Source organism: Caulobacter sp. CCH9-E1, from assembly GCF_001556515.1.
GTDB lineage: Bacteria > Pseudomonadota > Alphaproteobacteria > Caulobacterales > Caulobacteraceae > Caulobacter.
The window spans coordinates 18892-31592 of record NZ_LSJA01000018.1; the positions used below are offsets into that span (position 1 = coordinate 18892).

A 12701-nucleotide genomic window follows, 5' to 3' on the forward strand; every position below is an offset into this window, starting at 1 on the left:
GCCGCCCCGGCGATCGCTAGTCCGCGATCAGATGAAACCGCTCGACCAGCTTGGCGATCTCGGTGCCTTCCAGCGTCTTCAGCAGCAGCTTGCGCAGGATGGCGGGGCCGGGGATCTCGATGCCCTCGCCATCCCGCAGCGGCGCGACGGCGGCCAGCAGAGTGCGAATGTCATAGGTCGAGTTGAACACTTCGGGCACGCCGCGCTCGACATCGAGCAGCGTGTAGACCGCCTCCATCGGCGTGCGGACCGAATACTCCGTGGTGAAGATGCAGTCGCGCTGCTTGGACTCGGCGAACTGGCCGATGAAGGCGAAATTGACGGCCCCCGCCGGGACCACGTCCGGCCGGTCTCCGGCCTGGCGGGGCATGAAGAAGGCGGTGATATAGGGCATCATCACCGGCACGGTCCTGGCGCCGCTCGCCGCGAGATCGGCGATATCCTCGACCGGGACGCCGAGGTGATAGAGCCATTCCTGGGTGATCTCCTCGCCAGTGCAGGCCTGCATCGGCTTTTTCACATAGTCGCCGGGCCGATCGACGAACAGGGCGTAGAACCAGGCCACGAGCTGGTCCTTCGGCTGCTTCTTGAAATGGGGCTGGCGGCTGACCGTCCAACTCAGCAGCCAGCTCGAATCCTTGGCCGTGACGATGCCGGCGGTGACCACCTTGCCGCTGAACGGATCGCGCTTGGCGATCTTGCGGATGTACTGCGGAATACGCGCGTCGAGCGTGGTGATGGTCGCCGACGCCCATTTGGTCTGCGCAATATGGGCCCCGAACACGTCGGGACGTCCGAAGGCCGGGTCCTTGGCCGCGATGCGCCGCCACAGGTCCCAGGCGGGCGCCGGGCCTTGATTCAGCTTGGCCGGGGTCTGATGGTCGCCGCTGTCGGAATTTTCGGTCAGCGACCCGATGGTGATGAACACCAGATCGTCGGGGCCAAGATCGACGCCGCCCTCGGCGCCCTTCTCGATCCAGCCGATCCGCGTCGCCTGCTTGCGTTCGGCGTCGATCGCGAAATCGATGTCGGTGACCTGAACGCCGTAGCGGAACCGGACGCCCTGATCCTGCAGCCACTTGACCAGCGGCAGGACCATCGACTCGTACTGATTGTACCGGTTGAACTTGAGCGACGAGAAGTCGGCGAGCTGGCCGATGTGGTGGATGAAGCGGTGGAGATAGAGTTTCATCTCCAGGGCCGAATGCCACTCCTCGAACGCGAACATCGTACGCCAGAACAGCCAGAAATTGCTCTTCAGGAAATCGGGGCCGAACACCTCGTTGATCCGCTTGTTCTCCATCTCTTCGCGGGTCGCCAGGAAGACGGAGAGGAGCTCTCGTTGGGCCTTGTCGTTCAGCGTCAGCAGCGCCTTGTCGGGCACATCCTGCCCGCGGCTCTGCGTGACCCGCTGCAGCGAGACGTTCGGATCGTCCTTGTTGAGCCGGTAGAATTCGTCGAGGACGCTGGCGTCTTCGATCTCGAGCGAGGGGATCGAGCGGTAGAGATCCCAGAGGCACTCGAAATGCGCCTCCATCTCGCGCCCGCCGCGGATGACGAACCCCTTTTCCGCCACGTCCAGGCCATCAAGGGCGCCGCCGGGAAGCTCCAGCTCCTCGAGAAGCGTGATGCGCTCGCCCGCGACGCCGCCGTCCCTGATGAGGAAGGCCGCGCCCGCCAGGCCGGCGAGGCCCGCGCCGACGAACCAGGCCGTCGCCCTGTCGGCCCGCTCCGGCTTGCGGGGCCGGACGAACGCTTCATAATTTCCGCGGCTGTAATGCATTGGCGGGCTCCTAGGGGCGGCGAGCGGTTTGGGCGGCGGCTTCGGGACGAGCGCGCATGCTCATATCTTCTGCCGATTGAGCCGCAGCGCGTTGGTGACCACGCTGACCGAGGACAGCGCCATCGCCGCGGCCGCGATGATCGGCGAGAGCAGGATGCCAAACAGCGGATAGAGCACGCCGGCCGCCACGGGCACGCCCGCGACGTTGTAGATGAAGGCGAAGACCAGGTTCTGGCGGATGTTGGACATGGTCGCCTGGCTCAGCCGCCGCGCCTTGACGATGCCGTTGAGGTCGCCCTTGAGGAGGGTGACGCCCGCGCTCTCGATCGCCACATCGGTCCCCGAGCCCATGGCGATGCCGACATCGGCCGCGGCGAGGGCCGGCGCGTCGTTGACGCCGTCTCCGGCCATGGCGACCACGCGCCCCTCGCGCTTGAGACGCGCGACGACGGCGCTCTTCTGGTCGGGCAGGACCTCGGCTTCCACTTCCTCGATGCCCAGACGCCGCGCGACCGCCTCGGCCGTGGTGCGGTTGTCGCCCGTCAGCATCACCACCCGGATGCCTTCGGCCTTGAGGGCGGCCAAGGCTTCGGGCGTGGTCGCCTTGACGGGGTCGGCGATGGCGAAGGCGCCGCCGACCCGGCCGTCGACGCCGATGAAGATCGCCGTGGCCCCGTCGCGGCGAAGGGCGTCGGCCTGCTCCGCCAGGGCCTCGGTCGCGACGCCCTCGTCGGCCAGGAACCGGGCGTTGCCGAGCACGATGCGGCGGCCCTCGACGGTTCCCAGCGCGCCGCGCCCGGTCGGGGAATCGAAATCGCTGACCTCGGCGACCGCGACGCCGCGCGCCTTGGCCGCTTCGACGATGGCCAGCGCCAGCGGATGTTCGGACGCCCGTTCGACGGACGCGGCCAGCCGCAGCAGTTCGACCTCGTCAAACCCCGCCGCGGGCACGACCTGCGTGACCGCCGGGCGGCCCTCCGTCAGCGTGCCGGTCTTGTCGACGACCAGGGTGTCGACCTTCTCCATATGCTCGAGCGCTTCGGCGTTCTTGATCAGGACGCCGACGCCCGCGCCCCGGCCGACGCCGACCATGATCGACATCGGCGTGGCGAGCCCCAGCGCGCAGGGACAGGCGATGATCAGGACGGCGACGGCGGCCACGAGTCCGTAGGCGAAGCGCGGCTCGGGCCCCCAGACGCTCCAGGCGATGAAGGCCAGGACCGCCACGCCGATGACGACCGGGACGAACCAGCCGGAGACCTGGTCGGCCATGCGCTGGATCGGCGCGCGCGAACGCTGGGCCTCGGCGACCATCTGGACGATGCGGGCGAGCATGGTGTCGCGACCGACCTTGTCGGCGACGATGACCAGCGCGCCGGTCTGGTTGAGCGTGCCGCCGATCACCTTGTCGTCCTTGGCCTTCGTGACCGGCATGGACTCGCCGGTGACCATCGACTCGTCCAGCGAGGAACGGCCGTCCTCGACCACCCCGTCGACCGGGACCTTTTCGCCGGGCCGCACGCGCAGACGATCGCCGACCGTCACCAGATCGAGGCTGACCTCCGCCTCCGACCCGTCCGCCGCGATGCGGCGCGCGGTCTTGGGCGCCAGATTGAGCAGCGCCTTGATCGCGCCCGATGTGCGCTCGCGCGCCCGCAGTTCGAGCACCTGGCCCAGCAGCACCAGCACGGTGATCACCGCCGCGGCCTCGAAATAGACCGCCACCACGCCGTCGGTGTTCTGGAACGCGGGTGGGAAGACCTGGGGCGCGAGCGTGGCGACGACGCTATAGATCCAGGCCACGCCCGTCCCCATGGCGATCAGCGTGAACATGTTGAGGTTGCGGGTCTTCAGCGAGGCCCAGCCACGCTCGAAGAACGGCCAACCGGCCCATAGGACCACCGGGGTAGCCAGGGCGAACTGGACCCATATCGAAACCGGCATCGGGATGATGTGATGCAACGCGGGGAATAGATGGCCGCCCATCTCGAGGATCAGCACCGGGATGCTGAGAGCCAGACCGACCCAGAAGCGGCGGGTCATGTCGATCAGCTCATGGCTGGGACCGGCGTCGGCGGTCACCGTCGCCGGTTCGAGCGCCATGCCGCAGATGGGACAGGCTCCGGGATGGTCCTGGCGGATCTCCGGATGCATGGGGCAGGTCCAGATGACGCCTTCGGGCGCGGCCGACGCGGCCGACGCGGCCGGCGCGCCGAGATAGCGGTCGGGATCGGCGATGAATTTGGCCCGGCAGCCCGCGCTGCAGAAGTGGTGCGGCTTGCCGGCGTGCTCGGCATGGTGCGCGGTCTTGGCCGGGTCCACGCTCATGCCGCAGACCGGGTCCTTCACCTGGTCGGCCGCCGGGGCGCCATGCGCCGTGGGCTTGGTCTCGTTCATCCGCGCGTTCCTTTCGCCAGCAGCCCTTGTAGGGTCTGAGATCGTGCCGGGGTCAATACGTACTCTCCTCAGACCCGCGGCTGGAGAGGGCAACAGGCCGCGAGGCGTTCGACAAGCCGCGCGGGCGCCAAGCAACGGCGCGGCCGCACTTTGCGCTGAAATTCTGAGGGGACCGGCCGGCCCGCGCGTAAACGCGATAGGACCCCGCGGATACAAGCGAGACCGTGACCCATGGATGCACTATCGGACCCGCGCGCGTGGGGGCTGAAGGCTGGCGCGCGGCGTTGTCGGGCGGCCTGCCGGTCCGGCCCCGCGGGGTGTCGCCAAGCTCGCGCTCGCGCCGCATCGCCGCGCCTGCGCGCCGCGGATCTGGCCTGAGCCGGCGGCATGCGCGACCAGGATCAAGGCCCCGAGGCGGGCGTGGCCGCCGTCGAGCAGCTTGCGCGGCTGTTTCTGCGCCAGGCCGGCGGCTATGTCCTGACGCTGCTTGCCGCCTCGGGACGGGTCCTGAGCTACAATATCGGCGGCGAACGGATCGAATGCTGGTCAGCCGATCACGTCGTCGGCCAGCAGCACGATGTCTTCTATCCGCCCGATGAGATCCACGCCGGGCGTCCCCGGGCGGATCTCGCCGCGGCCTTGCGCGACGGCGTGCTGGAGCGCGAGGCCTGGCGGGTCTGCGAAAACGGCGCTGAATACCTCGCCCGCCTGACCGTCACGCCGCTGTTCGACGCGGGCGCGCATCGCGGCTTCGCCTGCATCGCCCGCGACATCACCGACGAGGCCGCGGTGCGCGCCTCCATCGAAACGCGCGAGCAGCATTTGCAATCGATCCTGGCGACGGTGCCGGACGCGATGATCATCATCGACGAGGCCGGCGCCATCACCTCGTTCAGCGCGGCGGCCGAGCGCCTGTTCGGCTATCGCGAGGCCGAGCTGATCGGCCGCAATGTCGCGTGTCTGATGCCCGAGCCGGACCATGGCCGGCACGACGCGTACATCAACCACTACCTGCAGACCGGCGAGCGCAGGATCATCGGCGTCGGCCGCGTCGTGGTGGGGCTGCGACGTGACGGGTCGACCTTCCCGATGGAGCTTTCGGTCGGCGAGGCGGGCGAGAACGGCCAGCGGCTGTTCACCGGCTTCATTCGCGATCTGACCGCCAAGGAGCAGGACGAACTGAAGCTGAAGGCGCTTCAGGCCGAGCTGGTTCATGTCTCCCGGCTGAGCGCCATGGGCACCATGGCCTCGACCCTGGCGCATGAACTCAACCAGCCTCTGGCGGCCGTCTCGCTCTATCTGGAGACGATCCGCGACATGCTGGAAGCCGAGCAGGGGGAACCCTTCGCCACCTTTCGCCGGGTCATGGACGAGGCCGCGCAGGAGACCCTGCGCGCTGGCCATATCGTGCGCCGCCTGCGCGACTTCGTGGCGCGCGGCGAGGTCGAGAAGAGCCTGCACGACCTGGCGCAGGTGATCGGCGACGCCGGCCAGCTGGCGCTCGTGGGCGCGCGCGAGCGGGGGGTGCGCAGCTTCTTCGATTTCGATCCGGCGGCCACGCCCGTCCTCGTCGATCGGGTGCAGATTCAACAGGTCCTGGTCAACCTTATGCGCAACGCCATCGAGGCGATGGCGGACACCCCGATCCGCGACCTGAGAATCGCCACGCGCCTGCGCGGCGACGGCCTGATCGAGGTCACCGTCGAGGATAGCGGGCCGGGCATCGCCGAGGACATCGGCGAGCAGCTCTTCACGGCGTTCGTCTCGACCAAGGCCGACGGCATGGGTCTGGGGCTCTCGATCTGCCGGACCATCATCGAAGCGCACGGCGGGCGGATCTGGGTCGAGGCGCCTGAGCGTGGCGGCGCCCGGTTCCATTTCACCTTGATCCACGCGGGGGCGGAGGAGGATTATGGGGGATAGGCGGATCATACACCTCGTCGACGACGAAGAGGCGATCCGGCGCGCGGCCGGGTTTGCGTTGAAGGCGGTCGGCCTTGGCGTTGAGACCTACGCCTCGGGTGTCGAATTTCTGGCCCGGGCCCGGCCCACGACCCAGGGCTGCGTCATTCTCGACGTGCGCATGCCGGCGATGGACGGCCTGGAGGTGCAGACCGCCATGGCCGAGCGCGGCATCCAGATGCCGGTCATCGTGCTGACGGGTCATGGCGATGTGTCGGTCGCGGTGCAGGCGATGAAGGCCGGCGCCGTGGATTTCCTCGAAAAGCCCTTCGAGAAGGCCGCTCTTCTCCATGCGGTCGAGCGAGCATTCGCGCGTATCGACGACGCCGACGTCCGCGCGATCGAGGCGTCGGACGCGCAGGTTCGCATCGCCAGCCTCACCCCTCGTGAGCGCGAGGTGCTGGAGGGCTTGGCCCAAGGCCATCCCAACAAGACCATCGCCTATGACCTTGGATGCTCGTCACGCACCGTGGAGGTGCATCGCGCCAGCCTGATGACCAAGCTGGACGTGCGCAACCTGTCCGAGGCGCTTAGGATCGCCTTCGCCGCCGGGATGGGCCGCAAACCCAAGTGACTGCGACGTTTACGTAGCGACCCGGAGGCGGCGGACATGCGACGGTCACCAGGCTTTCAACCGGATGCCTTCATCGCGCGATGTTATCGGTCAGTTCCTCGCCGCGCGATCGCCGCTATACGGTCCTCGTCTCCGACGATGATCCTGGCGTGCGACGCGGCCTCCTCCTCATGCTTCGAGCCCGCGGCTACACGGTGAGCGGCTACACCACGGGGAGCGCCCTTCTGGCTGATCCGCGCGCTAGGGAAGCCGATTGCGTGATCCTCGACTACCGGATGCCCGACATCGACGGCCTGACGCTCCTGGATCATCTCCGGCGCCAGGGCTGGCGCGGCGGCGCCATCCTGATCTCCGGCTTCTACGACGAGGATCTCGAGCAACGCGCGCGCGCGGCCGGCTTCGATCAGGTGATCCCCAAGCCGGTGATCGGCCGGGCGGTGCTCGAAGCCTTGCGTCAGGCAGTCGGGGATGTCGCGCGACGCGCATTGACCCGACGCCAGCCCATGGCCCTGACCGTTGGAGGTCAGTAGCGGGCGAAAACCCGCGCGCCGGCCGGCCCGAAGGCCACGACATCGTAGTGTTGCCGCGCCCCGCTCGGCGCCGCCATGCCCTCCGAGCCGATCGGCATGCCGCCGACGGCGAGCCCCTTCACGCCAGCCGGCCGGGCGGCCAGGAGACGCTTCACCTCGGCGACCGGCACATGACCTTCGATAACGAAACCGTCGATGATCGCGGTGTGGCAGGAGGAAAGCGCCGGCGGCAGGCCGGATTGGCGCTGCAGGCGCACGCGGGCGACCTGATCCCTGACGATGACCTTTCTGTCCAGTTTCGCACGGACGGCCTGGGCCCAGGCCTCGCAGCAACCACATCCAGGGTCGCGATAGAGCAGGATGTCGCCAGCCGCCAGCGCGGCGCTGGGCAAGGCGAGCAACAGCAGAACGGCGGCGAGGCGGATTTTCATGGGCGGACTCCTTGGCGTGAAGCTGGGCGCGTGGCGGACGCGGCTCTCGGACGTGGCGGCGCTGTCACGCCCTTTCCCCGGCTGGATGGACCGGTGTCGCCGTCCGGCGCCATATCGCCGGCAGAAGCGCGAGCAGACCGAGCGACAGCCAGCCGATCGCTTCGACGACGGCCGCTTGCCGATGGGGTGACACGACGGCGAGCGACATGGGCGCCAGCGCCTGGCCGAGGCTCGCGGCTGTATGCTGCAGCCCAAGCATGACTCCAGAGGGCCGCATGGGGCCGCTGATCCAGAAGCTCGTGACCAGCCGAAGACTGGCTGAGCTCCAGCCGGCGACGGCGATGAGACCGGCCATTTCGACCACGGTCGTTCCAAACCGAAAGAGAAACAGCGACAGGGCTAGAAGCGCGAGCGTGAGGCAGGCCAGGCGTCGAGGCGCGGTCACCAGCCAGGTGACGCGGGTGTGGAAAAGCTGAGCCGCCAACATCGCCAGCCCGCAGAGACTGAGCATCCCGGCGATCGCCTCGCGGCTCAGCGCGCCCTCGGAGCGGGTCACGAGCAGGCTGACATGCATGGCGGCGAGTCCGCCGCCGCCGACGATGGTGACAAGCAGGAGGACAAGCGTGACGACGCGCGGCGGGGCTTGCAGGCGACGTCCCTCGGGACGGGCGGCACAGCGGGCCGGCAAGCGCACAATGCCGGTCGTCAGCGCCAGCGCCAGCACGGCGATGACGAGCGCGAGCACCAACAGCGGCGTGCGGGGAAAGAGCGACGCGGACGCTTCGGCGAGCAGGGGGCCGAACAGGTCGCCAAGAAACATGAAGGCCGTCAGCCAGGTGAAACGCCTCGCCTGCTCGTCCCGGCCACCGGGTGCGAAGTTCGTTGACAGCAGCGCCAGCGGGATGATGGCGGCCGCGGACAGCCCAGCCAGCAAGCGAAGTCCATACAGCATGGGGAGCGGGACCGCCCCGACCGGCGCGGTCGCCAGCGCGAGGACGACCAGGGCCGTGCGCAGAATGATCCGGTAGTCGATGCGGTCGGCGAGCCATCCCCAGAGCGGCGCGAAGACGAGCGCCGCCAGCGGGTGGGCCGCCGTCAAACTCGCGACATGGACATCGTGGATGCGCAGCGCCAAGTCGGCCTGGCCTCCGTCGACGAGGGTCGGGAGAAAGGCGAGGACGGCGGTCTGGCCCGCAGACGCCGCCGCGACCGCGAGAAGCAACAGGATCGACGCAGCCGTCTGGCTCCGGCCAGGGCTATCGTCCGCCGCAGAACACGTCAGGCCGTCTTCCGGTCGCCAAGGCGCCGCGCAGCGCCTCACCACCATGATCGCAAGCCGACAACCACCCGATGCTCGGCCGGGCGCTGGCGATCGGCACGTCGGAAGTCGGCGGTGTCGTCCAGCGCCCGCTCCCAGACGAAGCCGACATAGGGCGCGAATTTCCGCGAGACCTCGTAGCGCAGCCGAGCGCTCAGCTCGACGTTGCTGAAGCCGCCGCCGAGCTCACGGTCGGTCGAGCGCTTGGAATAGAGGTTGGTTTCGACCTGCGGGGTCAGGATGAGGCGATTGGTGAAGCGGACCTCGTAGGCGCCCTTGGCGCGGGCGCCGAGGCGGCCGTCGTCGCCGACGTAGCCGGTCAGCTGGACATCGAACCAGTAGGGCGCCAGGCCCTCGACGCCGGCGGCGAGCCAAGTGGTCGCCCCCTTGCCGAGATCCTGACGAACGCCCAGCAACGTGCCCCAGAACGGGCTCTTGCTGCGCCACCACAGCGCCTCGACGCTGCTCTCCGGATCGAGGCGATCCTTGGAGTTCTTGAGGCCCTGGCTGCGCAGCCAGAGCTTGCTGTCGTCCTGGCCCTGGGTGACGAGGACGGTCCAGCCGACGCCCTGCCCCTCGTTGCCGCTGGCGAACTCCAGTTCGTCAACGAGAACCTTGGGGATCGACAGCTTGTCGGCCATCTCGTAGCCCGGCAGCGTCGAATTGCGATAGCCGTCCGCATAGTCGTCGGAGTTGCGGGCGTCCGGCGGAGCCTTGCCGCCCTGCATCCGTCCCATGTCCATGGTCATGCCGCCGGCGGGCGTCCCCGCGCCGGACATATCCATGCCCGCGTGATCCGCAGGCGCCGCGGGGGAGGCCGTTGGGGCCGGGCTCGGCGGCGGTGGCGCGGCGTGCTGATGGGGGGCGTCCTGGGCGATTGCGGGCGCGGCCACGGCCGAAACGCTCAGAGCCAAGGCGAGCAGAGACGCTCGCGAGAGGGCCAGACGGGTCATGCGACGACCACCTCCCGGAACATGCCGGCCGCCATGTGGTAGAGCAGATGACAGTGGAAGGCCCATCGCCCCATGGCGTCGGCGGTGACGCGAAAGCTGATCCGCTGGGCGGGCTGGACCACCACGGTATGCTTGCGGACCTGGAACGCGCCGTCCGGGCCTTCGACATCGCTCCACATGCCGTGGAGGTGCATCGGGTGGGCCATCATCGTGTCGTTGACGAGAACGATGCGCAGCCGCGCGTTCGGCTTGAAGTGGAGCGGACGGGAATCGTTCAGCTTGATCCCGTCCAGCGTCCAGATGAAGCGCTCCATGTTGCCGGTGAGGTGCAACTCGATCTCACGCTCCGGCTCGCGAGGATCCGGATCGCCGCCGGGCGTGCGAAGGTCGGCCAGGGTCAGCACCCGCCAGGACCGCTCGCGCAGGCCCGCGCCGGGATCGTCGAGATTGGTGCGCGGATAGTCGACGCGCATGTCGGTGTTGGCGCCGTACTCGGTGCGCGCGTGACGCGCCTTCGGGGGCGTGTCCGCCATGCCGTGGCCGGCGTGTTCGCCGCCCATGGCGACCATGGCGCCCATCATGTCGACCGGATCGAGCCAGGTCCGCGCATCGAGCGCCGGCGTCGGCGCCGTCATGCCGGGCGCTGGGGCGATGACGCCGCGGGCGAAACCCGTCCGGTCGATCGATTGGGCGAAGATCGTTCGGGCGCCCTCGGGCATGACGAACTCGACATCGTAGGTTTCGCCCGGTCCGATCCGGAACTCCTCGACCGTCACCGGCTCCACCGGCTGGCCATCGGTCGAGACGACGGTCATCGCGACGCCGGGAATGCGCACGTCGAAGAAGGTCGCCGTCCCCGCCCCCACGAACCGGAGGCGAACTCGCTCGCCGGGGGCGGCGATCGCCGTCCAATTCCCGGCCGGCGGCGTTCCGTTCATCAGGTAGGTGTAGGTGGCGGCGGAAACGTCGCTGTAGTCGGTCGGGTTCATCCGCGACCGGTTCCACATCCGCCGCCGCGCGAGGGCCTCGCCGAACCCCAGCTTGCCCACATCCTTGAGGAAGTCTCCGGCGGTCGGCTGCGCGAAATTGTAGTAGCTGCTCAGCTTCTTGAGGTTCGTGAAGATCTGCAGCGGCGGTTCGTCCGACCAGTCGCTCAGCAGGATGGCGTAGTCCCGATCGGGCCCAGGTCCGGTCGGCGCGCGCGGCTCGACGATGATCGCGCCATAAAGCCCGGTTTGCTCGGCCAAGGTGTGCGCGTGATACCAGTAGGTGCCCGCCTGACGCAGCTCGAAGCGATAGGTGAAGGTCTCGCCGGGCGCGATCCCGGGAAAGCTGATGCCTGGTACGCCGTCCATCTCGGCGGGCAGGATGACCCCGTGCCAGTGGATGCTGGACATCTCCTTGAGGCGGTTGCGGACGCGCAGGGTGACGGTGTCGCCCTCGCGCAATCGCAGCACGGGGGCGGGCACGGCGCCGTTCACCGCCGTGGCGATCCGACGCTTGCCGGTGAAGTTGACCGGCAGTTCGGCGATCTCGAGATCGAATTCGGTCCCGCGCAATTCGGCGGTCGCGGCGGCGGCGGGGCCCGCCAGCAGCGCCGGCGAAACTCCGGCCACCGCCCCGCTGACCGCCAGGCCCTGGACGAAGCGGCGCCGTGTGGCCGGCAAGGTAGGACTGTCGAACATGGTTTGCTCGCGGTTCGTCGCGGGGGGATTAGGCGAGGTCGAGGACGATGCGGCCCTCGATGTCGCCGTGGTGCATGCGCGCGAAGACGTCGTTGATCTTCTCGAGCGGTTCGGTGTGGACAGTCGCGTGAACCTTGCCCTCGCCGGCGAAGGCCAGCGCCTCCATCAGGTCGAGCCGGGTGCCGACGATCGAGCCGCGGACGGTGACGCCGTTGAGCACGGTGTCGAAGATCGACAGCGGAAAATCGCCGGGCGGCAGGCCATTGAGGGCCACCGTGCCGCCGCGCCGGACCATGCCGAGCGCCTGCTGGAAGGCCTTGGGCGAGACGGCGGTGACGAGGACGCCCTGCGCGCCGCCGATCGCCGCCTTGATCGCGGCGGCGGGATCCTGCTCTCGGGCGTTGACGGTCACGGCCGCGCCAAGGCGTGTCGCCAGATCGAGCTTGCGGTCGTCGATGTCGACCGCCGCCACGTTGAGCCCCATCGCCTTGGCGTACTGCACGGCCATGTGACCCAGGCCGCCGATGCCGGAGACCACGACCCACTCGCCCGGCTTGGCCTCGGTCGCCTTCAGTCCCTTGTAGACGGTAACGCCCGCGCACAGGATCGGCGCGATGTCGATAAAGCCGACATTGTCCGGCAGGTGGCCGACATAGTTGGGGTCGGCGAGGACGTATTCGGCGAAGCTGCCGTTGACCGAATAGCCGGTGTTTTGCTGGCTCTCGCACAGGGTCTCCCATCCCCCCAGGCAATGCACGCAATGGCCGCAGGCGGTGTAGAGCCACGGCACGCCGACCCGGTCGCCCTCCTTGACGTGGGTGACGCCCGACCCGACAGCGGCGACGTGACCGACGCCTTCATGGCCAGGAATGAAGGGCGGGTTCGGCTTCACCGGCCAATCGCCCTCGGCGGCGTGCAGGTCGGTGTGACAGACGCCGGTGGCGGCGATCTTCACCAGGATCTGTCCGGGACCGACCGTGGGGATCGGCGCTTCCTCGATCACCAGCGGCGCGCCGAATTGGCGGACGACAGCCGCCTTCATGGTCTTGGCCATGGCTGTGCTCCTTT

At 68.7% G+C, this 12701-nt stretch carries 10 protein-coding genes; 3 read left to right on the forward strand and 7 right to left on the reverse strand.

What is annotated here, in order from left to right:
* Positions 1-16: 16 nt before the first annotated feature.
* Both AX690_RS01035 and AX690_RS01040 read right to left on the reverse strand, forming a co-directional pair.
* The gene (locus AX690_RS01035) at positions 17-1783 is read right to left on the reverse strand and encodes an oleate hydratase (protein WP_062099707.1); all 1767 of its coding nucleotides are present in this window, start codon (positions 1781-1783) and stop codon (positions 17-19) included.
* A gap of 60 nt (positions 1784-1843) precedes the next feature.
* Complete coding sequence (locus AX690_RS01040; RefSeq protein WP_062099706.1) at positions 1844-4180, reverse strand: heavy metal translocating P-type ATPase; 2337 nt, start codon at positions 4178-4180, stop codon at positions 1844-1846.
* Between the two features lie 387 nt (positions 4181-4567).
* Between AX690_RS01040 and AX690_RS01045 the strand changes: the two genes are divergently transcribed.
* From AX690_RS01045 to AX690_RS01055, 3 genes are all read left to right on the forward strand, one after another.
* Positions 4568-6103 carry a PAS domain S-box protein gene (locus AX690_RS01045; RefSeq protein WP_062099705.1) on the forward strand — a complete coding sequence of 512 codons (1536 nt, stop codon included), beginning with the start codon at positions 4568-4570 and terminating at the stop codon, positions 6101-6103.
* Positions 6093-6716, forward strand: coding sequence for a response regulator transcription factor (locus tag AX690_RS01050; RefSeq protein WP_066681842.1), 624 nt, complete (start codon positions 6093-6095; stop codon positions 6714-6716). The genes AX690_RS01045 and AX690_RS01050 overlap by 11 nt, the downstream gene beginning before the upstream one ends.
* A gap of 80 nt (positions 6717-6796) precedes the next feature.
* Positions 6797-7246 (forward strand): response regulator, encoded by a 450-nt coding sequence (locus AX690_RS01055; protein ID WP_062099703.1) that lies wholly within the window; start codon positions 6797-6799, stop codon positions 7244-7246.
* Here the strand turns inward: AX690_RS01055 and AX690_RS01060 are convergent.
* The 5 genes from AX690_RS01060 to adhP all read right to left on the reverse strand — a co-directional run bounded on the left by AX690_RS01060 (position 7240) and on the right by adhP (position 12687).
* The gene (locus AX690_RS01060; protein WP_062099702.1) at positions 7240-7677 is read right to left on the reverse strand and encodes a DUF411 domain-containing protein; all 438 of its coding nucleotides are present in this window, start codon (positions 7675-7677) and stop codon (positions 7240-7242) included. The two genes, AX690_RS01055 and AX690_RS01060, sit on opposite strands and share 7 nt — an antisense overlap.
* A gap of 64 nt (positions 7678-7741) precedes the next feature.
* Positions 7742-9004, reverse strand: coding sequence for an MFS transporter (locus tag AX690_RS01065; protein WP_062099701.1), 1263 nt, complete (start codon positions 9002-9004; stop codon positions 7742-7744).
* Positions 8995-9948, reverse strand: a complete 954-nt coding sequence (locus tag AX690_RS01070) for a copper resistance protein B (RefSeq protein WP_066681838.1) — start codon at positions 9946-9948, stop codon at positions 8995-8997. Before AX690_RS01070 ends, AX690_RS01065 begins: the two co-directional genes overlap by 10 nt.
* A complete protein-coding gene (locus AX690_RS01075) occupies positions 9945-11633 on the reverse strand; it encodes a copper resistance system multicopper oxidase (protein WP_066681835.1) in 1689 nt (562 codons plus the stop codon). Before AX690_RS01075 ends, AX690_RS01070 begins: the two co-directional genes overlap by 4 nt.
* A 28-nt stretch (positions 11634-11661) precedes the next feature.
* Entirely contained in the window at positions 11662-12687 is a 1026-nt protein-coding gene (gene adhP, locus AX690_RS01080; RefSeq protein WP_062100020.1) for an alcohol dehydrogenase AdhP, read from the reverse strand.
* Positions 12688-12701 lie beyond the last annotated feature (14 nt).

Coding starts and splice junctions, on each gene's coding strand:
- AX690_RS01035 (WP_062099707.1), bottom strand. CDS start 1,783: ATGCATTACAGCCGCGGAAATTATGAAGCGTTCGTCCGGCCCCGCAAG.
- AX690_RS01040 (WP_062099706.1), bottom strand. CDS start 4,180: ATGAACGAGACCAAGCCCACGGCGCATGGCGCCCCGGCGGCCGACCAG.
- AX690_RS01045 (WP_062099705.1), top strand. CDS start 4,568: ATGCGCGACCAGGATCAAGGCCCCGAGGCGGGCGTGGCCGCCGTCGAG.
- AX690_RS01050 (WP_066681842.1), top strand. CDS start 6,093: ATGGGGGATAGGCGGATCATACACCTCGTCGACGACGAAGAGGCGATC.
- AX690_RS01055 (WP_062099703.1), top strand. CDS start 6,797: ATGTTATCGGTCAGTTCCTCGCCGCGCGATCGCCGCTATACGGTCCTC.
- AX690_RS01060 (WP_062099702.1), bottom strand. CDS start 7,677: ATGAAAATCCGCCTCGCCGCCGTTCTGCTGTTGCTCGCCTTGCCCAGC.
- AX690_RS01065 (WP_062099701.1), bottom strand. CDS start 9,004: ATGGTGGTGAGGCGCTGCGCGGCGCCTTGGCGACCGGAAGACGGCCTG.
- AX690_RS01070 (WP_066681838.1), bottom strand. CDS start 9,948: ATGACCCGTCTGGCCCTCTCGCGAGCGTCTCTGCTCGCCTTGGCTCTG.
- AX690_RS01075 (WP_066681835.1), bottom strand. CDS start 11,633: ATGTTCGACAGTCCTACCTTGCCGGCCACACGGCGCCGCTTCGTCCAG.
- adhP (WP_062100020.1), bottom strand. CDS start 12,687: ATGGCCAAGACCATGAAGGCGGCTGTCGTCCGCCAATTCGGCGCGCCG.